The sequence below is a fragment of the Leptospirales bacterium genome, assembly GCA_019694655.1.
GTDB lineage: Bacteria > Spirochaetota > Leptospiria > Leptospirales > Leptonemataceae > SSF53.
In genome coordinates this window covers 322862-347405 of sequence record JAIBBN010000001.1, presented here as the reverse complement: position 1 = coordinate 347405, position 24544 = coordinate 322862, and the positions used below count along the sequence as shown (strand labels likewise).

Below are 24544 nucleotides of genomic sequence, written 5' to 3'. Positions count from 1 at the left end.
AATGAATGAAGAACGCCAGCGTCTGATCCAGGATCGCCAGAATCGCGAAGCGCTGCAAAGCAAGGGCGAGTACCCGCGCGATATCTGGAAAGTCTGGGGACCGTACCTCACGGAACGACAGTGGGGCACGGTCCGCGAGGACTACAGCGCCGGCGGCGACGCCTGGGATACGGTGACCCACGACATGGCCCGCAGCAAGGCCTATCGCTGGGGCGAAGAAGGGATCGGCGGCATTTCCGATTGCGACCAGCGATTGTGCCTGGCGCTGGCCTTCTGGAACGAGCAAGACGCAATCCTGAAGGAACGATTCTTTGGCCTGACCGGCAGCGAAGGCAACCACGGAGAGGATTGCAAAGAATACTATTACTATCTCGATAGCAGTCCCTCTCACGCCTACATGAAGATGCTCTACAAGTATCCACAGCAGGCCTATCCCTACGAACAACTGGTGCGCGAGAATCGAAGTCGCGGGAAACTGGACGCGGAGTTTGAACTGGTCGACGCCGGCGTCTTCGATCAGGATCGCTATTTCGACATCTTCATCGAGTATGCGCGCAGCGCACCGGACGATATATATCTCAAAATTACTGCCTGGAATCGCGGAGAACAGGCAGCTCCATTGCATATTCTACCCACGCTCTGGTATCGGAATGTCTGGTCCTGGAATCGTGGCCCGCGTCCGCAGATGCGCTACGCCGACGGACACGTGCAGTTGAAAGAAGCGAACCTGGGCGATTTTCACTTCTACTGCGATGCGCAGGCGCCCTTTCTCTTTTGCGAAAATGATAACAATGAGGCGCGACTCTACGGAAAGGAAGACTGGAAGGGATATGCCAAGGACGGCATCAACGATTTTGTAGTACAGGCAAAGCGCGAAGCAGTCAATCCGGAGCAAAAGGGAACGAAGACGGCCGCACACTGCCGCAGCCTTGTGGCCCCGGGCCAGAGTTTTACGGTTCGCGCGCGATTGACGGCAAAACCGGCGGCTTCTGCCGATGCGGCCCTGCGCGACTGCGACGCCGTATTTGCGGCGCGGCTCAAAGAAACCGACGAATTTTACGGCGATATTCAGGCGCACATTCCCGATCCCGATTTGCGCCTGGTTCAGCGTCAGGCCTTTGCGGGCATGCTTTGGTCCAAGCAGTTCTATTACTACGACGTAGCGCAGTGGCTGCAGGGCGATCCCGGAACGATTGCGCCGCCCGCTGAGCGGCGACGCGGCCGCAATGCCGGCTGGGAGCATCTCAACAACGCCGATGTGCTGTCGATGCCGGACAAGTGGGAGTACCCCTGGTTTGCCGCGTGGGACCTAGCCTTCCATTGCATTCCACTTTCTATTGTGGATCCAAATTTTGCCAAAGAACAGCTGACGCTATTGACCCGCGAATGGTATATGCATCCCAACGGTCAGCTGCCGGCCTACGAATGGTCCTTCAGCGATGTAAACCCGCCGGTGCATGCCTGGGCCGCGCTGCGCGTATTTCAGATTGAGCGCAAGATTCGCGGCGGCGATGGCGATATCGACTTTCTGGAAGGCATTCTGCACAAACTGCTGTTGAATTTCACCTGGTGGGTCAACCGCAAGGACGCCGAAGGAAACAACATCTTCGAAGGCGGCTTTCTGGGCCTCGACAATATCGGGGTCTTTGACCGTAGCAAACCGCTGCCCACCGGCGGCCGCATTGAACAGTCCGACGGCACCAGCTGGATGGCCATGTATTCGCTCAACCTGATGCGCATCGCCATTGAAGTGGCTGCTCATCGGCCAATCTATCAGGACATTGCTACCAAGTTTTTCGAACACTTCATGTACATCGCCAGCGCCATGACCAGCTTCGGCGATCAAAACTCCGATTTGTGGAACGAGGAGGACGAGTTCTACTACGATGTATTGCAAAAGCCGGATGGTCAGCGCATCCCGCTGCGCATCCAGTCGATGGTTGGCTTCATTCCGATGTTTGCCGTGGACATTCTGGACGCCGAGACGCTGGACCGGGTGCCGGAATTCAAGCGTCGTCTGGAATGGTTCCTGGAGAATCGTCCGGAACTGGCGCGCCTGGTGGCCAGCTGGTCCGAACCGGGCCAGGGGCAGATTCGACTTTTCTCTTTGCTCAAGGGCCACCGCCTGAAGCGACTGCTGGCGCGCATGCTGGACGAAGACCAGTTTCTTGCGCCCAACGGCATCCGCGCCCTATCCAAACGTCACGACTCGAATCCTTATGTATTTGTTGCCGGGGGCGAATCCTTCACGGTACGCTATACGCCGGGCGAGTCGGACAGCGGGCTCTTTGGCGGCAACTCCAACTGGCGCGGCCCGATCTGGATGCCGGTGAACTATTTGATCATCGAGTCGCTGCAGCGGCTGCATCACTACTACGGCGATGAGTTCCGCGTAGAATTTCCGCCGGACTCCGGTAAGACGATCTCACTGGCCGAGGCGGCGCATGAAATTGGCCGACGCCTGACCAACATTTTCTTGCGCGGTCCCGACGGCCGCCGACCGGTATTTGGCGATGTCAAAAAGTTTCAGGAAGACAAGCATTTTCGCGACTACCTGAACTTTTACGAGTACTTCCATGGCGATACCGGGCGCGGCGTGGGCGCATCGCACCAGACCGGCTGGACCGGGCTGATCGCCAAAATCATCCAGCCGCGCGGCGGCGCGCGATGAACAAAGCAGCCCGATTGATTCTCTTCTATGCGGCCGCCTTCTTGCAGGGCGTCTGCCTGGTAGTTCTGCCTGGCGCCGCGGACATCATCAAGCAGGCTGACCAGAACGGCATCAGCTCCGAACAATATGGCTGGTTCACCATCCCCTTGATTGTTGGCGTCATAGCCGTCAGCTTTACGATGAGTTTCTTGCCTTCCAGTCCGCTGGCGCGTATGAGTCCCGGAAAACTGTTCCGACTGGGCGCGGCGGTGGACGCGGCCTTCCTGGGACTGCTTGCCCTTTCCCGACTGACGCTGGGTCAGCCGCTGCTATCGCTGGGCGTTTTTCTCGCAGCGCAGCTGATGCTGGGCATGGGCTTCAGCTTGCTGGTTTCGGTACTCAATACGCAGGTGATCGCACTCTATCCGGCGCGCAGTCACACGGTGCTGACCGGTATGCACGCCACTCTGGGCATTGGCGCGGCGGCGGCGCCGCTGCTGGTCAATGCTGCGGCCGCCAGCGGCAGCTGGCAGCTCGCGCCGGCGCTCAGCGCGCTATTGTTTCTGGTTTTGATTCTGCTTCCATTCGGAATGAGCGCACCGACAGCGGCTTCGGCGCGCGCTGACGCTGCATCGCAGCGACTGCCGGCAGGCGCCTGGTTTTTCCTGGCGGCAATTGTGCTCTACGGAATTGTTGAGGCCATTGTCGCCTACTGGAGCGTCGACATGCTCAAGAACGAGCGCGGTCTTGATGCTGCCGAGGCCAAGTTGGCGCTTTCCCTTTTCTGGTTTGCTGTAACTCTCGGTCGGCTGGCGGCCTCGGCCGCAGCGCTCTATCTTTCCAGCCGCGCAGTCTACTTGCTGTCGGCGCCGCTGGTCATTGGCTGCCTGGCAGCAGTGGCCCTGGCGCCTGGCGCCAACGCCTGGTCCATGCAGCTGCTCTTTGCCGCACTTGGATTTGGCGCCTCGTGGTTCTTTCCCTTTTCCATCAGCCTGAGCATCGAGCGCTATCCGCGCCACGAGGCCGCTCTCTCGGCGCTGGCGCTGGCTGCGCTGATGGCTGGCTACGGCATTGGACCTCCGGCCATTGCCGCCGGACTGAGTGCAAAGCTGACGACCTTGAGCGGCGCTTTTGCAATCGCCGCTATCTTCGGTTTGCTCTATGGCCTGGCGGCCCTGCGCGCTGCAACAATGCGACACACCACAGCCGAGGCGACGCCATGAAAATCCAGCATCCGCTATTTCGAAACGTCCCTGGTCTGATCTGGCGTCGGGCAGCGATGCTGGCCGGGCTGGCCATTGTTGTGCTGCACTGCGCTGCAGCGGGCGCGGCGCGACCGGATTCCGTTGGACCCGTAACAATCAGCGTTTCCAATCTGGAGCGCTCCATAGACTTTTACACCAAAGTCCTCGACTTTCGTCTGCTCGCTAAAGAGCAGCAATCGGGCGCGACGCTGGACCGACTGCAAGGGCGCAGCGGCGTCAGCAGACAGGTGGCGCGGCTGCAATTGGGAACGGAGATCATCGAGCTGGCCGCCTACCAGACGCCGCGCGGCCGGCCCTATCCGGAGAGTCGCTCCAACGATCGCTGGTTTCAGCACCTGGCAATTGTGGTGCGCGATATGGATCAAGCCTACCTGCGATTGCAGGCGGCTCATGTGCAGGCGGCCTCCGCCGGCGGACCGCAGACCCTGCCCCTGAGCAATCCGGCGGCGGCAGGCATTCGGGCCTTTTACTTTAGAGATCCTGATAATCACTATTTAGAAATTATCTACTTCCCTGCCGGCAAGGGAGATCCTCGCTGGCAGGAGCCTGGACCGCTCTTTGCCGGCATTGACCACACGGCAATTGTTGTGAGCGATAGCGAACGCAGCGCTGCTTTCTATACCGGCGTGCTCGGACTCAATCGAGCCGGCGGCAGCGAGAATATTGGACCGGAGCAGGAGCGATTGAACAACGTCGTCGGCGCGCACTTGCGCATCTCCACTTACCGATCGCCTTCCGGCCCGGGCATTGAATTCCTGCAATATCTCGAACCGCGCGACGGACGGCCGACGCCTGCCGATCTGACGCCGTCCGATCTGGCCAGCTGGCAGACCATTGTGCAGCTGGAAGGCGATCCGGAAAAGATTTTTGGCGCCATCCAGGCGGCCGGAGGCAAAGTGCTGAGCGCCGGTCTTGTCCAGGACTCAGCCTCGCCGTCCAATTCAGAATTGCTGGTACAGGATCCCGATGGTCACGGCCTATTACTGCACATCAAACGGCGCTGAACCGAATGCCGGCGGCGCATCCTTGCGTATCCGAAGCGCTCAATCCAGCCGCTGATACATTGCCGGATTGGCGCGCAATACCAGTATGGATTCATAGGCTTCCAGCCGGCCGCGGATGCGCACCGGACGCGCAATCAAACCCAGCACGGCGCGATTGACCTGGCCGCCATTTTCGTCGCTGAGCAGCATGAGGTACTCGCGCCCGTCCGCTGCGTGCACCAAAAGCATGGGCGGGATGCCGCCGCTGATACAGCGCTCGGCGCAGGCGCGGTGTACCAGATGGCGCCCCGGATTCATGGCTCCCAGATAGCATTTGCTGTCTACGATTTCGCCAACAAAAGTGAATTCGCCCAGAACAGTCGGCGGCGAATGCTCTGACGATTCGCCCGACGCTGGACGCACAGAATCAGCCGCAACTTCAATCATTGCTGCGCCCCGATTGTAAAGCAGGGATCCGCTCAAGGTTACGCGCTGGCCGCTGTAGGGTCGAACCAGCGAATCGGCGCCGTGCTTAAAGGGCGCCGAGAGCAAGTAGCGCGTATGCACTGTTGGGCCGCCCGGGATCGCACGATCGACGACCAACTGCGGATAAGGGTCCATAGAAACAACGCCGCTGAATTTACGCTGCACGCCAAATTCCAGATACGATGGATCAAACGTGCGCTGTGCGCCAGCAAGCAGCGCGGCTGTCGCGCCAATGAAGGTCAATGCAAGAAGAAGTCCAATTACAAAATGCCGGCGCACGCGCCGCGTAAGCGGCGCTTGCCATCCAATGAAGAATTCTTGTTCGCTGTTCGCTGTCATTGCAGGCGCCGGCAATCAAGATAGCGTAGCTGGCTCGACCAGGGTTCCTGGCGCTTTCGGCCGCGGATCAACATAAACAATTCCTTTCACAATGCGCAGAGCGTAGGTTTCCAGTTTTTCGCGGAAGGGCGGCGGCGCGCGGCCGTCCTCGGGCCGATACTGGTAGCCGTGCCAGGGACAGGTTATGCAACCATCCACAATCTGGCCCTCGCCCAGCGGCCCAAGTTGATGGCGGCAAACATTGCTGACAGCTGAAAAGCCGCCAGCGTGTCGAAAAATAGCAATGCGCTCGCCATCCACCGCAATGATTCGGGCGCGATTCAGGGCAATCTGGTCTGCAGCGCAGACGCGAACCAGACCATCAACCCCTTCCAATCGATCGGTCGCGGCGCGATCTATGCTCCTTTCGCGCAGAGCAGAGATCAGATGCAGTGTGCAGACCGTTGCCAGGCCTGCAGCAATCAGCCAGATAAGCAACGGATCTCTTTCGCTTTGCAATGCGCCCATGGAGACATGCAGGATCAAGAGTGCATAGGCGACGTAGACGCCGAAGTGAATCAACTTCCAGATTTGAGGCCGTAACTGCGCCAACCAGAAGTCATGACTGCTAGCGGCCATGGTTGCCAGTATGCCGAGGGCAAGAAAACCGGGAATTTGAAATGGATAGTCGCTGAGTTGCTGCACGCGCGCTTGCAGCGTCCAAACGCTGGCCAGCGGGTGCTCATCGCCAAAGCCGTGAAACTGAATCAAGCTGAACAGTCCATGAACCAGAGCGAGCAGGAACATGGCAACGCCTAGATGGCGCCGATTGTAAAGCAGCGGCAGGAAAGCCGGATGCAGTCTGGTCAGCGGACCGATGCAGAGTATGGCATGCAGGAGCAGTAGCGCACAACTGCCAGAAGCGCGAATTACGATGGTCTCCGCGGTGGCCTGCGGGAAAGAGTAGGCGCTGCATGCGCCAAACACGATGAGGTATGCTGCGACCACTGCAAACAGCGCCAGATCATAGCGAATCTTGAATGGGTTCCAGGAAATGATGCGATAGTTGTTACTCATAGCGCTGGCATGCTCCTCAGCGGCGCTGCCGCAACGGCTTGCTGATCCAGCAGGCTATAGAGAATGATCTGGCGCGGCTTGTGCAGCACGCCGCAACGCTCCGCGGCGACGATCCAGCTACGCCATCCATCGCCCACCGGCCCAAGCAAGAGCGCATCCGCCGGCAAGCCTCTGGCCGGCAACGGACCTTCGGCGCCTTCATACAGCAGCCACTCCGGGGGAAGGATGCCATGCGAAACCTTGATTTGAGCGTAGCAATCGGCGCCCGCCTGCAGCAGATGGAATTGCCAGCGCAGGCTGCCCTGCTCTTGTGCTGCGCGATGAACCGGCCTTGCCGCCCGTGGCGCTGCGCTCTCAAGAGCGGGAGCGATACGCTGATTTTCGAGTTGAGGCGCGCGCTGCCAGAGCGCAACGCCCGCCGCTGCGCCGGCGACCAGCGGCAAGGCCGGCATCAGCCAGCGGTGCAGCCTGCGCAGCGAAGAAGTCAACGGCGGCCTCGCGCACGGCGCTGCCGCAGCAACATTTGAAAGTCAACGATGCTCAATAGCGGCCAGAATGCCGTTGCGGCCGGAAAGAACAGAAAGCGCAGTCCAAATGGACTGCCGTGCAATGCACGGTCGCGGCGCTTGAAGCTTGAGCCAATGAAGTAGACAGCATAGTAGCAGCCCGCTGTCAGATAACAAACAAAAAGCTTCTCCAGAATAGCTGCAGATTCCGCTGACATCGAACAGGCGACCTGCCAGAAGGAACTCTGGCACGCAAGCCGTGGTCAAGTGAATTCGCCTATCCAGGTCTTGACCGTGAAAATCAAAAAGAACACGCGCCGGTCCACGACGCCCAGGGGACATAAACGACGCCCGCCGCAATCTGGAAGCTGAGGACGGCCATTGCAATTTGCTCATGCCAGCTGAATCGTCCGGGCGCCGGCGCCCGATAGTCGGAGGGTGAAGGATGAGACCGCCAGGCAGGCCAAAGTCGCCGCCGCCGCATCGCAATCAACAAGCAAGGTGGTAAACCTGGCCTTCTATCGACTCAAGCGCAGCTTGCAGGCCGAAGGATTTGACCTGATCACCGACGCTGACGGCAAAGTGACGCTGGTGATTCGCGCGCATTCTCGCTAAATTTCGCTCGCCTCAGGCTAGATCACATCGCGATATCGCTCCGAGCATGGCCGAATCGGAAAGCGAAATCCAAAGACTCAAGCGCATCATTGAAGCCTATGAAAAGCTCACCTCACTGAGTCGCACGGAACTCCTGGAGGCGGATAGCATCATTGAGGCGCAAGAACGCGTCCAGGCTCTGACGCGCGAAGAAATCCGCGCCCTGCACCATACGATCCACGAGCTGGGAGTTTCGGAAGCGAATTTGCAGGAAAAGATCAAGGAGGCCCTCTCCGAGGATTCCAGCAACGAGCAGCAGATTCTGGAGGAACTTGAACGCCTGCGCGGCCACAGCGGATCTGATTTTTACGTCGATCTGTTCCGCGTGCTGGTGCACTATGACTTCAGCGCAGAAGAAGCGGCGCAACACTGGGCGGCTATTCTGGAGCACAATCGCGAGATGGCGCTGCGCCTGGGGCGCCCGGTAAGTTTTCGCGCCGCGCTGCTGGACTACTTCATCAGTCAGAATCGCATTCTGAAAAATCCTAAAATCATCGAAATCAGTCTCTTCGACGAGGTGCTGCGATCGAGTCATGAGGACGAACTGACCGGACTGTTCAATCGCCGCTATCTGGAGAAGGCCTTGCCGCGCGAGGTGAAGCGCGCCCAGCGCCACCAGAGTCCGCTCTCCGTCCTGATTCTGGATATCGACGATTTCAAGAAATACAACGATGTCTATGGCCACGCCGCCGGCGACGAAGTGATGCGCAGCGTCGCACGCATCTTGCACGAGAATTTTCGCAGCGAGGACATAGCCTGTCGCTATGGCGGCGAAGAGTTTGTGGTCATTCTGCCTGAAACCGACTGCAAGCAAGCGCTGGCCGTTGCTGGACGATTTGTGGAGTGTGTGCGAGATACACGCTTTGAATTTGGCGCGGTCACAGTCAGCGGCGGCATTGCGCAACTGCCGCTGCACGGAGACTCGGGCGGCCTTCTGATGCTGCAGGCAGATCGCGCCCTGTACCGCGCCAAGTCGGAAGGCAAGAATTCAGTGCTGGTTGCCGGCTGAGTCCGCTCAAAGGTCGCTTTGCGGGGCGCCAAAAACGCCGACCAGTCCAGCTTCATAACGATCCAGGGCCGCCCCAACGGCGACACGGCAGCGGCCAAGATCGAGCAGGCCCTCGCCAGTGCTGGCGCCCAGCAGCTCCAGCGAGATCGAGCATTCCGCCGCCAGAGCCAGTAGCGCCGCTTCCTGTCCCGGCGGCGGCGAAATCAGAGCGCAGCCATTGCTTTCCCCAAAAAGCAAAAGATCGTCGCGCTCTGCGCTGCAGCGCGCGGCAAGCACCTCCAGCGCCGCCGGGTCCAGACGGACTCCGGGGCAGCTGCGCTGCTCGCTATCATAGATGAATCGAAAGAGCCCTACAGCGAGGCCGCCCAGCGAAAGATCATGGGCGCTGGCAATCAGCCCGGAGCGCGCGCCGGCCGCCAGAAACTCGCAGAGCCGCTTCTCGTCTCCAAGATCCAGAGCCGGCGGGGCGCCAGCGCAAAGATTCAGCTGGCGCGACTGGTACTCGCTGCCGCCGAAGGAGGGACGAAACTCGCCGGCCAGAAATATGGCGCGACCTGGACCAGCGATATGCGGCTTGATGCACAGCGCCACATCCTCCAGCAGGCCAACCATGCCAATGGTCGGCGTGGGATAGACCGGACCGTCATCGCTCTCATTGTAGAAGGAAACGTTGCCGCCGGTCACCGGAATGCCAAAAGCCAGACAGGCTTCGCGCAGGCCGCGAACACATTCAGCAAATACATAGTAGTTTTCCGGCGAGTAAGGGTTGCCAAAATTCAGGTTGTTCGTAACGCCAATGGGGACGGCGCCGGTTACAGCGACGTTGCGGGCGCTTTCCGCTGTGGCCTGCGCCGCGCCCAGCGCCGGATCCAGATAGCAGTAGCGCGAGTTGCAGTCGGCAGAAACGGCGATGGCTTTGTTTGATCCCGGGACGCGCGCCAGCCCGCCATCGCCGCCGGGGCCGATGGCGCGCACCAAACCAACCTCCGTGTCGTACTGCTCATAGAGCGGGCGGCGCGAACACACATTGAAGGCCCCCAGCAGATCCAGGAAGGCGGCGCCAAGATCGGGGTGCTGCGGCAAATCTTCATCCTGAAAATTGCGAAGTTGATCCAGATATTCCGGACGCCGTTGCTCGCGGACGTAGCGCGGAGCGCCGCCGCCCAGTACCAGCGAATCGGCCGGAACCGCCGCACAGAGCCGTCCATCGCGATACAGCCGGACGATGCCGTCGTTGGTGACATGCCCGATCTCCACGGCGCTCAGCTCCCAGCGCTTGAATATACTTTTGACTGATTGCTCTTTGCCGCGCTCTACAACTACCAGCATGCGCTCTTGCGATTCGGAGAGCATAATCTCATAGGCATTCATTCCGGCTTCGCGCAAGGGAACCAGATCGAGATTGATGGACATGCCAGCGCGGCCCTTGGCGCTCATCTCGGTAGTGGCGCAGGAGAGGCCGGCGGCGCCCATATCTTGAATGCCCACCAGCGTCTTGCTGGCAATCAGTTCCAGCGTAGCTTCCATCAGTAGCTTTTCCATGAATGGATCGCCAACCTGCACCGCGCTGCGTTTGCTTTCGCTCTCGGCGCTCAGATCACGGCTGGCAAAAGAGGCGCCGTGGATGCCGTCGCGGCCCGTGGCGCCGCCAACAATGAACACCGGATTGCCCTCGCCGCTGGCGCGGGCAAAAGCCATGGCATCGTGCGCAACAATGCCGACGGTCATAGCGTTGACCAGACAGTTGCGAGAAAAGGAAGGATCAAAGAACAGTTCGCCGCCCAACACCGGTATTCCCAGGCTGTTGCCATAGTCGCCAATGCCTTTGACGGCGTGCGTCAACAGATGACGGTTGCGCGCCTGGTCCGGCGGCCCAAAGCGCAGGCTATTCAGCGAACAAATCGGTCGTGCGCCCATGGTAAAAATATCGCGCATGATTCCGCCCACGCCTGTCGCTGCGCCCTGGTAGGGCTCGACCGCGGTGGGATGGTTGTGGCTTTCGATCTTGAAAACGACGGCCAGGCCATCGCCAATATCCAGGGCGCCGGCGTTTTCTTCGCCGGTGCGCGTCAGGCTGCGCGGCGACTCGGTAGGCAGCGTCTTCAGTTGCAGAATAGAATTTTTGTAGCTGCAATGTTCCGACCACAGTCCGGAATACATGCCCAGCTCCGTCGCGGTTGGCCGACGACCGCCCAGAAACTCCCGGATCCGGGCAAATTCTTCAGCGCTGAGCCCATGCTCGATGGCATCTTGCTCCGTGATTTCTTTTTCGGAGTACAACTCGGCGGAAGGGCTCACAGACGCCAGAGGCAGAGCGCGCAAGTCCGGGGCAACTCGAAAAAGCCGCCTTTGCTTGCCCTTGCAGGCGGCGATTTCAAACCAAGCGCATGACCGCCGCAATCCACCAGGGCATCTACGCCCGCCTTTTTGCTCGATTCTATGACCGCTTCATGCAGTCCACCGAGCAGCGTGCGCTGTTTCGCAAGCGTCGACGGCTGCTTTCAAAACTGCAGGGAGATATTCTGGAGATTGGCAGCGGCACCGGCGTCAACTTTGCGTTTTATCCTGCAGGCTGCCGGGTGCTGGCAGCCGAACCGGCGCCAGCCATGATGGAGCGTGCGCGCGCTGCGGCCGCGGCTCTCCCTGAGGGGCGCGCAAACATCGAAACCATACTGGCTGGCGTCGGCGATGCTGAGCTGGAACAGCGTGTAGCGGCAGCCTCCACGGACTATGTGGTTTGCACGCTCGTACTCTGCACTGTTCCCGATCTTCAGGCGGCGCTGGACTGGATTGATTCAAGATTAAAGCCAGGCGGACGGCTGGTATTGATAGAGCACGTCCGCGCCGCAAGCGCCGCCGGTCGGGCTCTGCAGGGCGCATTGAATCCAGTCTGGAAGCGCTTTGCGCTTGGCTGTCACCTGAACCGCGATCCGGCGGCTGCCCTCGGCGGCCTGCGCTATCAACCGATCGAAGAACAAAGCTTTGTATTGACGATGCCCTTCTACTGCGCCGTCTGGGAGAAGCCCGCAAAGGCCGGCGCGCCCTAGCCTGCGGCCAATCCAGTCACAAATTCACCATTTTCCGATAATCCGTTGACGTACTTTAGTTTTTTTTCGGGCTGGGGTCCCTGGGGTTGTCATGCTTGGTTTTCGAACTCGTCTGGTCCTGGCCTTTACGATTCTTGCTTCAGGCTTCACCACCGCCGCCGTAGTCTATTTCTACCAGGTGGCCAAGGAGCAAGTTTACGAACAGATGGCTTTGCGTTTGAAAGACCTGGGCCGATTGGGCCAGTACCAACTGAGTGCAGCAGATCGCCGCACGATTCTGGAACTGAACCAGGTCTGCGTACAGCTGCAGCGAGATCTGGGCAACGGCGCGCTCTCAGCAATCGGGGACGGCGATGTTCGCCAACCGCTGAGCGAGGAGCAAGTCACGGAATTGCAGCGTCGCCCGGATTTTCAGCGACTGGTTCAGGTGATGCGCGGCATCAAACGTTCCACGCGCATCTCCGTAACTGTTCCACAAAACCTCCCGCAAAGCGTTCTGGACCCCGCCGATCGTCCACAGATTCGCTTTGTCTATTTGCTGACGATGATTCCGGAGTCGCCCGATCGAAAGTATCTGCGTTTCATTGTCGATGGCGACTACGAGGCGCTCGACACCAACGGCAACGGCCAAATGGAAGAGGACGAAGAGCCGACTGAAATTGGAATGATCTACAATGTCGAGGGCCAGCCAGAATTGCGCGAGGCATTCGACGGGAAGGTGCTGACCAATCACACTTTCGTTCGCGACGCCTGGGGACTCTGGTTTTCCTCGTATACTCCGATCATTGATCCAGAGACCAATCAGGTAATCGCCGTGATGGGCATTGATCTGGACGTGGAAGGTCCGGCCAATGCACTGAACCGAACATTCTATATCGCCGCGGCCATTTGTGTTGCTTCGCTTGTACTGAGCGTTGGCGTCGCCTTTATTGCTGCGGCCTACTTTGGCCGACCCATTCGCGCTCTGACCGAAGCCGCAGATCGCGTACGCAATCGCGACTTTCAGGTTCGCGCCCCGGTTTTCAGTCGCGACGAACTCGGCCGATTGACGGAAACGTTTAATACGATGGTGGCGGATATCGGCGCCTACTCCAATCATATGGAAGAAATGGTCGCCCGTCGTACGCAGGAGCTGCAGGAGGCGCTCAACCAGGTGCAGGCTCTGAAGTTAAAGCAGGATGCGGATTATTTTTTGACTACGCTTTTGACCAATCCGCTGCTGAAGAACAACAATTCCAGTCCGGCGGTGCAGACTGCATTCTTGATCGAGCAGAAGAAACGATTTCGATACAAGGCATCGGAAGCGCATCTGGGCGGGGACGTCTGTATCACCGGCAATCTGCGCCTGCAGGGCCAGAATTGGACGCTTTTTCTGAACGGCGATGCAATGGGCAAGTCAATGCAGGGCGCCGGCGGCGCATTGGTACTGGGGACGATCGTCAACTCCATGCTCAGGCGCTCCGAGGATGGCGAAACTTCGCGTCTTATCGGGCCCGAGGAATGGCTGCGCGATGCCTGCAACGAACTGCAGAAGGTATTTGTAACATTTGATGGCAGCATGTTGATCAGTTGCATTATGGGCCTGCTGAACGAGAGCGATGGCAGGTTGATTTATTTCAATGCTGAGCATCCTGCGCTGACGCTCTACCGCAAGGGCCAGGCCAGCTTCCTCGATGAGGCGGCGCCGATGCGCAAGATCGGTTTTCCTTTTATCAGCGGCTTTTCTGTGGTACGCGCTCAACTGGAAGCGGGCGATGTGCTCTTTGCCGGGAGCGATGGCAAAGACGATCTGCGCATGGGCGGCGATGAAGGCGTCAACATCATGAACGAGGACGAGCAGCTATTTTTGCGTATCGTGGAGCAATCGCACGGAGACCTCGACCAGATTCGTCAGGCACTGGCGCGCACCGGAGAAATCATTGATGACCTGTCCATTGTGCGCGTGGAGTATCTGGGCCCGAAGGCGGGATCTGGCGGCGCAAATGGCGAAGATTCGAGCGCCGAGAGCGCGAACCAGAGTCTGCGCCAGGCGACGCATCTGATCCGGGAAAGGAAATACAGCGTTGCGCTTCAGCTGCTGGAACAACATTCAAGCATGGAACAGGGATTCTTGCCGCTCTATTATCGCGGCTATTGCCTTTCACGCCTGGGTCGCAGCCGCGAGGCTTTGCCGCTTCTGGAGCAGGCTTACCAGCAAGATCGACTGCAAACGGCCGTGCTGCGGCTGCTGGGAAAACTTTATCTCAGTATGGGCGATGCGCGAGCGGCAACTCGCTTCCTGAGCGAGGCAGTTAAGCTTGAACCGGAGCATGAGAATTCCGCCCGCCTCCTGCGCAAATTACAGCAGGTCGATGAAGCTTAGAGCCGGTCCCAAAACCGACGCCGTGGGACAAGGATGTCGCACCATTCGGCAAGCGCCGTCTGGCGCGAAGCCGAATCGCAGCGATTTGAAGCTTTGCTTCAAATCGCGTTATAGCCTCAAAGCGGCAGGGACGACGTTTTGAGACCTGCTCTTAAACGCAATACCGCTCAGGCCAGAGCCGAGAGACGATCGTCATCGGGCGGCATCTCGCGATTCTGCGCGGCGCCAAATTGTGAAGTGGCGTCCAGCTTTTCAGCCTGACTTTCCAGCGTGCGGATGCTTTCCAGCAAAACTCCGCCGCCATCTACCAAACCGCTCACGGAATTTTCCAGAGAACTGAGCGCCCTGGAAAGCTCATTGCCGCCATGCTTCTGTTCGTCCGCCTGTGATTGCAATTCCACGCTGGCTTCACGCAGGCGGGTCAGGTGTTCGCCCAGTCGTCCATTGATGCGCTCCTGCTGCTCCACTGTATTCAAAAATCCAGAGAGACTGTCGGCAACGTCCATCATGGTCCGATCTTGACTGGCAACCTCCACCGCAGCGGCCAGCGAGTGCTTGCGCACCTCGGCAAGATCGGCGGCATTTTGCTGAACCGCGTCCTGGATCAGCGAAGCGTTGCGACCGCTTGACTCTGCCAGCCGCCCCACTTCCGTAGCCACGACTGCAAATCCGCGGCCAGAGTCGCCAGCCCGGGCTGCTTCGATCGAAGCATTCAGCGCCAGAAGATTGGTTCGATCGGCCAGTTCCGCCATGATTCCGTTGACTTCCTGCACCTTGCGAAAGGAATCCACCATGCGTTCTGCGGGAGCGCGCAGCGCATCCATCGCCGCACTGACACGATGCGCCGCATCCAGCGCCAATCGAATGCGACTGTTCAATGCGGAAAAAGAACGACGCAACTCTTCGGTAGTATCCTGCAGCGAACGCGAATCGCCGCTGAGACCCTCCAGGCGCTGCTGTTGATCGCGAGCTGTCCGCGCCGAGCTTTCGGTGGTGGTGGAAAACTCCTCCAGCGTAGCGCTCATTTCCTCGAAGGAGGCGCTATGGGCCGCCACCAATTCATTGTACTGATCGGCAAAACCGCGCAGGCCGCGCGAGGTAACGCCCACCGACGATGCCGCGCGCAACATGCTTTCCGACTGCAGCTCAACCGTAGCCAGCGACTCCTGGGCGCGCGCTCGTTGACGATCTGCCGCGCCGCGCAGCTCCAGAAGCAAGCCTATGACCATGTAGACGATAAACGCTCCGGCCGGTAGAAACAGAATCTTCAAAGCCTCCAGGGAGCCGCTCAGCGTGCCGGCGGCATTGATCAATTCCGGATCTTCGGTGAGTTCCAGTCCAACGCTCAGGCCGGCATAGAGCGCGGCAGCCTGCATGATCATCGCCAGCAGCCCGGCAAAAAGCGTCAATCGCCGCGAGGCCAGAAATCCTGTGCTGAGAATATAGAAAAAGAAAATCAAATAGAGCACGTGCGAATCGAGCACATTCTCCGCAGAGGCCGGCCCGGCCAGCGCGCCCGCCACGATGACCAGCCCAAGCACTATGATATCGATTTGCGTAAGCAACGCGGCAAACCACAACGGCGGGCGGCGACGACGATTCCAGAGCGTAAAGACCACGGCATACACAAGCATTGTGCTGATAGCCGCCAGGTAGACGTAGTTCTGCAGCAGCGGCGAGGATTGCCAGGATAGCGCAACGCTGGCATAGTAGAGCGTTGTCAGACCAAAGCGAATCCGGTTGATCAATACCGGTCCCCGGCCCAAAAGCCAGGATTCCGATTTCGTCTGCGCCATGGCCGTACTCCCCGAGCTGCGATGCAATCGCATCGGCAGCCTGAGCCTGCAGGCTTGCGCTTACAAGAAGGAATTAGGGCAGGATCTGACCGGCCATCTGCAAGGCCTGCAAATGCCTCGAGCCAGGCTAGTGCGCAACAGGAGATGCCACGGAACCGATGCAACTGGAATGATCAGTTGCGTTTTGCTGCACATTGATATTCAGCCCAAACACGGTTGTTTCCGCCGACTTGCCGCTCACTGCAAAGGCGCCAAGCTTTCGCAAATCATATGCATCTGGATTCTCAAGCAGTTCGTAGCTTTGGTCGCTGACGACCACAGCGGCCCCACAGGTCTTGGTCAGGCCCTCCAGCCGCGAAGCAAGATTGACCGTATCTGAAATCACCGTGAGTTCCATGCGCTGTTCGCCGCCAATGGCGCCAAGCATCACCGGTCCGCTGTGAATGCCGATGCCAATTTCGATGGGCCGATACCCGGAACGTCGACGATGCTCATTGAAAATAGCAAGCTCCAGTTGCATGCCAATGGCAGCTTCGAGCGCATCCTCCGGGCGATTGGGGAAGAGCGCCATGATAGAGTCGCCTATGTACTTATCAATGTGGCCGCCGCAGCGCTGAATGATGGGGTTCATTCGACGCAGGTAAGAGTTCAGGAAATTGAAGTTTTCGGCCGGCGTCATTGACTCCGACAGCGCAGTAAAGCCGCGGATGTCGCTGAACAACACTGTCATCTGCCGCTGCACCTGGTCGCCAGGTTGCAGCTCCAGAACTGAATTTTTGCCCAGGATTCGTAGATACTCGGAGGGCGCCATTCGTGCGTAAGCCTCAGTCAATGCCGTTTGCGCCACAAGCGAAGCGCTCTGCAGTTCAATGGCAGCGCGCTGCGCCAGTTCCTTATCCCTGCGCAAGACGTTCATGCGATCGGCGAGGCCCAGCGAAAGCAGAGTTACCTCGGCGACGCTGCCAAGCTGCATGCCGTACTGCGTCACAAAGTTCAGCGGCAGTGCGCCAAATGTTTTTAGCGCATAGAGCGCTCCGCCAACCGCCAGCAACAGAAAGGCTGTGACGTAATAGCGCGCCGGCCGGTAGCCCGCTTGCAAACTGAGAAAACCGGCCAGAATGCAAAGCAGCGAGGCGGCCAGACCCAAAAAAACCACCATGATGGCGCCTTGCGTCAATGGGATCAGCAGCGCCAGCGGCGACGCCAGCACGGCGGCGAGGGTTGCAGCCTGCAAAGCGCGGTGCAGTCGCGGCGCTGTCTTGCTGGTGTCCAGAAAGTGCATGGTAAAAGCCAGCACGCCGCATTCCAGCGCCGCAGCCAGCGCTGGATTCATCTTTCGCGCCAGCATCGTCCAGTTTGGCCAGAGATATTCAAAGGCCAGACCATACTGAGAGAAGATAAACAGGCCACATAGACTTATATAAACAATGTAAAGTAAGTAGCCTCGGTCGCGAAGCGAAAGAAAGAGAAACAAGTTATAAACCGCCATCACCGCTACGATGCCAAAGTAAGCGCCAAGCAGCGCTTGATCATTGTGGTCCTCGGCATAGAAGGCCGCCGGGGACCAGAGGCTCAAAGGCATCTGCATGCTATCTTGCGTCTGGCAGCGCAAAAAATAGACTGCGCCCTGCCGCGGCGGATGCAGCCGAAAGACGAAGTTGCGATGTGCGATCGGCCGGCTGGAAAAGGGAAGCAAGAGGCCGGCGCTTTGATGCGACAGTCGCTCTCCTTCCAGACCATAGAAATCGATCCGATCCAGCAGTGGAAATGCGGACTGCAGCAGCCACTCACGCCCGGCGATGCTGTCGCTCAGTTCGATCCGCAACCAGTAAACCGATCGAGTAAAACCAAAGTTCAGACTGGAGCTTGCCGCTGGCTGAAAACGATGCTGAAAGGACGGCGCGCTGACATCGGTTAGCTGCAGCCTGCCCTCGGGATCCTCCAGATAGCTGATCGCAGGGCCCGGATCGACGCGATCGGCCGCCGCTGGCATTTGCAGAGGGGCCGCCGCGAGGCTGGAAGCGCCGGCCGCGATCGCCAGCTGCGCCAGAGCAATGATCACTAAAGCTGCACCGCGGCGACCGTTCATGCTGAAACAGTCGCACCACGAGCGGCGCTCTTACAAAAAAAATTGCCTGGCGGCGCAACTGGCGCCTGATAGAGGCCAGAAAGCGCCGCCAGAGCGGCCGCTTAGAGCCCCGGCTGCACCATGTTTTCCGGACGCACAAAGGCATCGAAGTCTTCGGATTTGACCAGACCGAGGCCGATGGCCGCCTCGCGCAAGGTGAGGCCCTCCTTGTGAGCGTGCTTGGCAATCTTTGCGGCGTTATCGTATCCAATATGCGGATTCAGGGCTGTCACCAGCATCAATGAGCTCTCCAGGTGCTTCTGGATATTTGGTCGCAGGGCCTCAATTCCCACAGCGCATTTTTCATTGAAACTCAGGCAGGCGTCGCCCAGCAGCCGAATAGAATTAAGCACATTGAATATGATCAAAGGCTTGAAGACATTGAGTTCAAAATTGCCAGAGCTGCCGCCTACGTTAACGGCCACGTCATTGCCAATCACCTGGGCGCAGACCATGGTCATTGCCTCGCTTTGCGTTGGATTGACCTTGCCTGGCATAATCGAAGATCCGGGTTCATTGTCCGGTATGTGCAGCTCGCCCAGGCCGCAGCGCGGTCCGCTGGCCAGCCAGCGAATATCATTGGCAATCTTCATCAAGTCGCAGGCCAGCGTCTTGAGCGCGCCGCTGCATTCGACCAGCGCGCCATGCGAGGCAAGCGATTCAAATTTGTTGGGCGCGGAAACAAAGGGCAGACCGGTCAACTTTGCAATCTGAGCAGCGGCCTTCACGGCAAATTCGGGGTGCGTATTGAGTCCGGTGCCAACGGCAGTGCCGCCAAGCGCCAGCTCGTAAATGCCAGGCAGCGCGCGCTCCAGGCGCTCCACGGCATGTTGCAGCATGGAAACATAGCCGGAAAACTCCTGTCCCAGCGTCAGCGGTGTGGCATCCATCAGGTGCGTGCGGCCAATTTTAATGATGTCCTTGAACTCATCGCTTTTCTTTCGCAGAGTGTCGTGCAGCTGTTTGACCGCAGGAATCAGATGGCCAACAACCCGCTCGCCGGCAGCGATGTGCATGGCCGTCGGGAAGGTATCGTTGGAAGACTGGGCACAGTTGACATGATCGTTGGGATGAACAGGCGTCTTTGAACCGCGTTCTCCGCCGGCCATCTCGATGGCGCGGTTGGAAATCACTTCGTTAGTATTCATGTTGGTCTGTGTGCCAGAGCCAGTTTGCCAGATCACCAGCGGAAAATGATCGTCCAGTTTTCCCTCGATTACCTCGTCAGCCGCGCGAATGATCAAGTCAGCCTTGTCCGCGGGCAGAATACCGAGCTCCTTATTTGTCTGCGCTGCGGCCTTTTTCAATACGCCAAGCGCGCGCACCATTTCACGCGGAAAATGATCGTGCCCAATCTTAAAATTCATCAGCGAACGCTGCGTTTGAGCGCCCCAGTATCGATCGGCGGGCACTTGCACCTCGCCCATGGTGTCTTTCTCAATGCGGTATTGCGACATGCGCACAGCTTGCTTGCCGCTTTTGGGACGTCAATTCGATCGCGAATAGAGATCGCCGAAGCGCGCCGTTTCCAGCAGAGAGCGAAAGATCTCCAGGGCCTGGTCGCGTTGAGCCGACTCATAGCGCAGCTCCACAGACAGGCCGCGATTGGGCCGCAGCAGGTAGTACTCGATGAACTTGAAATCCCGCTGGCCTTCCGGCGACGGAGAAGCCGCGAGGTCCTCTTCGTCGAAACGCAACAGTGGCGGCGCTTGCGGTCGGTAGCGGTCGCTTAAAGAACTCTCCAGCACCGCGCAATAACCGTCGCCGCGCTGCCTCGAAGTCCGGCGCAGGCGTCGATCAGGACCTGGGGCCGTATCGCAGCGCATGCCGTGCAAGGCCGATAAACGCCGTTCAAAGCGCAGAGCCTCCTTCAGCTGGCGGTCCAGGCCGCGCTTCAGATCACGATCGAGAATGAATTCGTCAAGTGCTGGAAAGCGGCGATCGCGATCCCAGATTGTAGAGCGAATCGTCAAAGCAAAGCCATCGCGGCCCAGATAGACCGCGGCCTGAAGCGGGTCGAGTTGCAGAGTAGCCGCATCTTCGGCGCGCATGAAGCGCCAGACGCCATCCAGGCGTAGCCGCCACGAAAAGCGCTCGCTGAGTACTACCGTTTGTCGACCATCATCGGCTCGATACACAAAGGGATCGCTGGCCAGATCGTAAGCGGCAAAGTCGTCGCGCTCCGCCGCCTGATTGATACGCTGCGCCGCTGCCGCCGCTGCCAGCCGCAGGGCAGCCGAAGGACGCTCTTCAAACATGGACATGGCGCGCAACGCCTTCCACAGCAGCATGGCCTCCTCCTTCAATCCCTCGCGCCAGAGGGTCGCCGCCTCTTCCAGATGTAGCGGAGCGTCGCGCAGGTCGGGGATAGCTGGCCGCCAGTTGCCCTGGTAAGGATCAAAACGCAAAGCGCCCTGTTGGTTGATTTCGAAGCGACGGCCGCTTTGATCGAGGACGCGATGCCAGGTGCGCGGGGCTTCCAGTGCGCGACTCAAACGCGCCGCAAAGCCGCGGGCGCGCTGCGATTCTTCGCCAATCCAATCCTCACGCAGCAAAAGGTCGATGCGCTCCTGCTGTCGCGTGAGCTCTTCGGGATCCGGACTCAGCGCAGTATCGGCTGCATCCACGCTCTGCGCCCTCAGGGGCCCGATGGACAGCAGCATAAGCATTGGCGCAAGCAGGGCCCGAAACGCGCCCGACCTGTGTGCGCTTCCAGGAGAAGTCCGGCGTCGCCTCACTTCTTTAGTATCGATCCGGAGCGCGCGCCCTGAAGCCCAATCCTGTACCCCGGCGCTGCCCGAGGCCAATTTGATTTGACTGGCGCCGCATGGAAAACGCCACTCCAGGGGCCGTGGCGCTTGAAGAAGAAAAGGACGCCTTCCAATCGATCAAGAATCTGGTGAAGCCCATACTGGATTTCATGGTTGATATCCAGCCAGAGGGACTGGAACATATTCCGCTGCAGGGGCCCGCTGTACTGGTCGGCAACCATCGCTCCGATATGGACCCCTTTATCGTCGCCTCAGTTGTACCGCGCTACATTTCGTGGGTGGCCGCCGAGTATACCGAACGTATCCCGATCATGAAGAATCTGGTGCGGGACACGGGGGTGATTCCTATGCAAATTGATGGCGCTGTGGCCGTGTCCTCGATCAAGCGCATCATGGCCTCGCTCAAGAATGGAGAATTGCTTGGGATTTTTCCCGAGGGCCACGACTACATGGTGCGCAACGACTTTACAGCGCCGATGGCGCCCTTCCACGATGGCTTCGGCATCTTCGCACTGCGCGGCAAGGCGCCCATTGTTCCCTTTGTGTTGACCCCGCTGGACGAAAGCCTGGAAACTATTCCGTTGCCGGCGCGGCTGCGATCGATGCTGGGCCTGCCGGAAGAAGTGGCGCGCATTCCACACCGCATTCAATATCGCTCAGTGCGCGTTTCCTTTCTGGCGCCGCTGGATATCGTCGAGTATTCCGGGCGGCCGGACGCCGAATCAGTTCCAGCAATCTCCGCCGAAATACGCAGACGCATGCATCAAAAGCAAAAAGAAACAGGAATGGTTTCAACATGAAGCGTCTTCTGGTCCTTATCATCTTTTTCTCCTGCGGATGGCACAGCCTGGCGGCGGCGCCCGACGAGCTGACGCAGACGCTATCAAACTCGCCGCAGGAACTGCAGGATTTGCAGCAAACTCTGCTCAATTTTCGTTCGCCGCCTCCGGCTGGACTGCGGCCGCTGGCCGGCCATCGATTTCGAGTGGATCTCTTTACGATTGAGCCTGGCGCAGCGCCCTACTCCGTTTGGGGCCATACGGCGCTTCGCATTTACGACGCCGCGCATGATCGCGATCTGGTCTTCGATTTTGGCCGCTTTCAATTTGATGATCGCTTTTTTGAACGCTTCTTGCGCAACCAGCCGCAATATGAACTGGGCGTAGATCCTTTGCTGCGCACCTTTCTGTTCTATCAGCGCTATGAAAACCGGCGCATCTATGCACAGCAATTGCTGCTGAGCGATGCGGAAGCTCAGGCGTTGCTGCTCAAACTCCTGACGAACTACCGGCCAGAGAACCGCGTCTATCGCTACAATCACTATACCGACAACTGTACCACGCGCATTCGCGATCTTATCGATGGACTGCTCGACGGCCGCTTGAAGGCGCGTTTCGGACCGGAGGCGACAGAGCACAGCTTTCGCAGTTCCGGAGCGGAGAAGACGCTGAGCTGGCCTGTAAAGTCGCTCTCGCCTTTCTACTGGCTGGCGGTGAATCTGATCCAGGGTGCGCTGGTCGATGATCCGATTACCGTCTGGCAACGCCTGTTCTTGCCGGAAGAATTGATGCAGCGTCTGGATCAACTGCGCACAGAGGAACATCTGGAGTCGAGGGTAGGGCCAATACAATTAGCATTGCCCTCCGCTTCACTGCCGCTGGACCAGAGCGTGCGTCTTGCGCCCTGGCTGACCTGGGGGGCGCTCTACGGTTTGCTGCTGGCGCTGTGTTTTGCCTGGCCGGCCTGGCAGATCAAGCGACGGGGCGCTGTTGTATTTGGCGCACTGACCCGCAAAGCACATCACATGGGCGCCGGACTGCTGGGAGCGCTCTTGCTATTTTTGTGGCTGGGTGCGGATCATGAATCGATGGACAATAACTGGAATGTATTGTGCTATCCGCCCTTTCTGTGGCTGATACCCTTTCTGGAGTTCTTCTGGAGAAGTCCGCGCTGGAATGTATGGAAGTTGAAGCTCAACTTCTATCTAACCTTTCCGCCAGCGCTGGCCGCAATTTGCGCCCTGACCGGCCTTGCGCCACGCAGCGCCCTGGCCTTTGCCCTGCCCGCACTGGGCATCCAGTACTTGATCTTCTTGCGCTATCGACGCCTGCTGTCCGCTGCAGAAGCGTAGCTCAACGGGCTGCATTTTGCAAACTTGCCGCATCGCGGAACAAAGCGAAGCGCAGGCCGCGCAGCAGCTCTTGCAACGCCGCGCTGGAGGCCTGCTCCAGCAACGATCGCTCCATGGCAGCGCCAGCACCATTGTCCTCAACAAAGCTCTCGCCCGCTACCGCCAGCCAGGCTTCTGCGCTTCTGGAGTCGACCAGAGTCAGTTCGTAGTGCAGCCAGAGCCGGGTTCGCGACAGAGCGTCAGAGTAAGGCGCCAGACAGCTTTGCTTCGGGTCCGTGAAAGGACTGCTCAAGGATTGAATACTCATACGCCAGCCAAATAGCAGCGCGCGCTCGTAACCCTGGTCCCTGGCCTGCCTGAGGGCGAATTCCATGGCGGAGCGAGCGTCCGCGGGCGCTGCTTGCAGGAGCACAATGCGGGGCGGCTGCGCACAGGCGGCCGCCAGAGCGTTCAGCTCGCCATGCAATGCAGCGACGATTTCCAGAGACGCTACATTTTTTGCGGCAGATGGCACAAAAAGAGCAAGATTTGAGTCGCAAAAGGAAACGCGACCGCTGGCCGCGGACTGCTCAGCGGCGCCAATTGCGATTGGCCAGACTGCTTCATGGCTGCTACGACTCATCTTTGACTGACAGGCGGCGCAGGCGATCATTCCGCCCGCAATCGCTATTGTTGTGAGCGCCAGGCGTCCGAGGGTCTTCACTGTCATTGGCGGGCGGCCTGCATGGTTGCAATGTAGCGGCTTTCGAGGAGCGACAGCGCCAACTTACCGGCGCGCGGAAACAGATCGCTTCGGGGCGCCAGCTCATGGACGGCGGCGGTTAGATAGTAGCCATTGGCCGATCCCTCGCCGTTGATGCGAAAGAGCGCTTCGCCGCTTTCTGTTTCTGCCAGCTCCAATTCGATCTTTACCGTCATGTCAGCATCGTGACTGGGACTGCTGAGCAAAACCAGCGGCGAAACAAAAGCCGCCCACGGCAAATTTGGCTCAGCATGGTAGCGATGGTCTACGCTGCAGAAAATTGCGTAGCCGGCGCCCTGTCGTCGCGCCAGCAAGAGGGCCTCGGCGCGCGTCAGGTCCGTCGGATAGGCCGAGGAAAAAACGACAAGCCGCCGACCCATCAGCGAGGATTCATTGGCGATCATGTTTTGCAATTCCTGGTGCAGGCGGGGTATCAACTCGCCGGCCTCTGGCGGCCAGATGTAGAGCGCAATCGTGGCGCCGGGCGGAGGGATGCGGGCGCTGGCCGGCGCCGCGCTGAACCACTCGCTCCGCGGCTCGCTCCCCCGCCGAATGTTGACGCAGCCCGCAAATGCCATGACCGCCAACAGCACCGGCAAAAGTATGGTCGCACAGCACA

General features: G+C 59.1%; 20 protein-coding genes. 9 read left to right on the top strand and 11 right to left on the bottom strand.

Annotated elements, in window-relative coordinates; translation table 11 throughout:
- Position 1: 1 nt before the first annotated feature.
- The 3 genes from K1X75_01675 to K1X75_01665 are packed head-to-tail and all read left to right on the top strand — an operon-like array spanning position 2 to position 4919.
- Complete coding sequence (locus K1X75_01675) at positions 2-2671, top strand: hypothetical protein (protein MBX7056745.1); 2670 nt, start codon at positions 2-4, stop codon at positions 2669-2671.
- Entirely contained in the window at positions 2668-3873 is a 1206-nt protein-coding gene (locus K1X75_01670) for a hypothetical protein (GenBank protein ID MBX7056744.1), read from the top strand. Before K1X75_01675 ends, K1X75_01670 begins: the two co-directional genes overlap by 4 nt.
- Entirely contained in the window at positions 3870-4919 is a 1050-nt protein-coding gene (locus K1X75_01665) for a VOC family protein (protein MBX7056743.1), read from the top strand. The genes K1X75_01670 and K1X75_01665 overlap by 4 nt, the downstream gene beginning before the upstream one ends.
- Before the next feature lie 39 nt (positions 4920-4958).
- Here the strand turns inward: K1X75_01665 and K1X75_01660 are convergent, their stop codons facing one another.
- The 4 genes from K1X75_01660 to K1X75_01645 are packed head-to-tail and all read right to left on the bottom strand — an operon-like array spanning position 4959 to position 7503.
- Positions 4959-5723 (bottom strand): hypothetical protein, encoded by a 765-nt coding sequence (locus K1X75_01660; protein ID MBX7056742.1) that lies wholly within the window; start codon positions 5721-5723, stop codon positions 4959-4961.
- A gap of 15 nt (positions 5724-5738) precedes the next feature.
- Positions 5739-6779, bottom strand: a complete 1041-nt coding sequence (locus K1X75_01655) for a ferric reductase-like transmembrane domain-containing protein (protein MBX7056741.1) — start codon at positions 6777-6779, stop codon at positions 5739-5741.
- The gene (locus K1X75_01650; protein ID MBX7056740.1) at positions 6776-7267 is read right to left on the bottom strand and encodes a hypothetical protein; all 492 of its coding nucleotides are present in this window, start codon (positions 7265-7267) and stop codon (positions 6776-6778) included. Before K1X75_01650 ends, K1X75_01655 begins: the two co-directional genes overlap by 4 nt.
- Complete coding sequence (locus tag K1X75_01645) at positions 7264-7503, bottom strand: hypothetical protein (protein MBX7056739.1); 240 nt, start codon at positions 7501-7503, stop codon at positions 7264-7266. Before K1X75_01645 ends, K1X75_01650 begins: the two co-directional genes overlap by 4 nt.
- Positions 7504-7723: 220 nt before the next feature.
- Here K1X75_01645 and K1X75_01640 point away from each other — a divergent pair, with 220 nt between their 5' ends.
- Entirely contained in the window at positions 7724-7900 is a 177-nt protein-coding gene (locus tag K1X75_01640) for a hypothetical protein (GenBank protein MBX7056738.1), read from the top strand.
- A 46-nt stretch (positions 7901-7946) separates the two neighbouring features.
- Complete coding sequence (locus tag K1X75_01635; protein ID MBX7056737.1) at positions 7947-8948, top strand: GGDEF domain-containing protein; 1002 nt, start codon at positions 7947-7949, stop codon at positions 8946-8948.
- 6 nt (positions 8949-8954) lie between these two features.
- On the opposite strand, the gene purL is transcribed toward K1X75_01635, so the two are convergent.
- Complete coding sequence (gene purL / locus K1X75_01630) at positions 8955-11228, bottom strand: phosphoribosylformylglycinamidine synthase subunit PurL (protein MBX7056736.1); 2274 nt, start codon at positions 11226-11228, stop codon at positions 8955-8957.
- Between the two features lie 107 nt (positions 11229-11335).
- Between purL and K1X75_01625 the strand changes: the two genes are divergently transcribed.
- Positions 11336-11995: a class I SAM-dependent methyltransferase gene (locus K1X75_01625; GenBank protein ID MBX7056735.1), complete on the top strand. Its 660-nt coding sequence runs from the start codon at positions 11336-11338 to the stop codon at positions 11993-11995.
- A gap of 91 nt (positions 11996-12086) precedes the next feature.
- Positions 12087-14357 (top strand): SpoIIE family protein phosphatase, encoded by a 2271-nt coding sequence (locus tag K1X75_01620; protein ID MBX7056734.1) that lies wholly within the window; start codon positions 12087-12089, stop codon positions 14355-14357.
- A gap of 167 nt (positions 14358-14524) precedes the next feature.
- On the opposite strand, the gene K1X75_01615 is transcribed toward K1X75_01620, so the two are convergent.
- The 4 genes from K1X75_01615 to K1X75_01600 all read right to left on the bottom strand — a co-directional run bounded on the left by K1X75_01615 (position 14525) and on the right by K1X75_01600 (position 20950).
- Positions 14525-16153 (bottom strand): hypothetical protein, encoded by a 1629-nt coding sequence (locus K1X75_01615; protein ID MBX7056733.1) that lies wholly within the window; start codon positions 16151-16153, stop codon positions 14525-14527.
- A 127-nt stretch (positions 16154-16280) separates the two neighbouring features.
- On the bottom strand, positions 16281-18242 hold the full coding sequence (locus tag K1X75_01610) for an adenylate cyclase (protein ID MBX7056732.1): 1962 nt from the start codon (positions 18240-18242) through the stop codon (positions 16281-16283).
- A 101-nt stretch (positions 18243-18343) separates the two neighbouring features.
- Complete coding sequence (gene fumC / locus K1X75_01605; GenBank protein ID MBX7056731.1) at positions 18344-19738, bottom strand: class II fumarate hydratase; 1395 nt, start codon at positions 19736-19738, stop codon at positions 18344-18346.
- 30 nt (positions 19739-19768) lie between these two features.
- Complete coding sequence (locus K1X75_01600) at positions 19769-20950, bottom strand: hypothetical protein (GenBank protein MBX7056730.1); 1182 nt, start codon at positions 20948-20950, stop codon at positions 19769-19771.
- Positions 20951-21108: 158 nt separating this feature from the next.
- Between K1X75_01600 and K1X75_01595 the strand changes: the two genes are divergently transcribed.
- A complete protein-coding gene (locus K1X75_01595) occupies positions 21109-21852 on the top strand; it encodes a 1-acyl-sn-glycerol-3-phosphate acyltransferase (protein MBX7056729.1) in 744 nt (247 codons plus the stop codon).
- The gene (locus K1X75_01590) at positions 21849-23183 is read left to right on the top strand and encodes a DUF4105 domain-containing protein (protein ID MBX7056728.1); all 1335 of its coding nucleotides are present in this window, start codon (positions 21849-21851) and stop codon (positions 23181-23183) included. Before K1X75_01595 ends, K1X75_01590 begins: the two co-directional genes overlap by 4 nt.
- A gap of 1 nt (position 23184) precedes the next feature.
- Here K1X75_01590 and K1X75_01585 read toward each other — a convergent pair whose 3' ends face one another.
- Positions 23185-23805, bottom strand: a complete 621-nt coding sequence (locus K1X75_01585; protein MBX7056727.1) for a hypothetical protein — start codon at positions 23803-23805, stop codon at positions 23185-23187.
- Positions 23806-23888: 83 nt separating this feature from the next.
- Positions 23889-24503: a hypothetical protein gene (locus K1X75_01580; GenBank protein MBX7056726.1), complete on the bottom strand. Its 615-nt coding sequence runs from the start codon at positions 24501-24503 to the stop codon at positions 23889-23891.
- Positions 24504-24544: the final 41 nt, after the last annotated feature.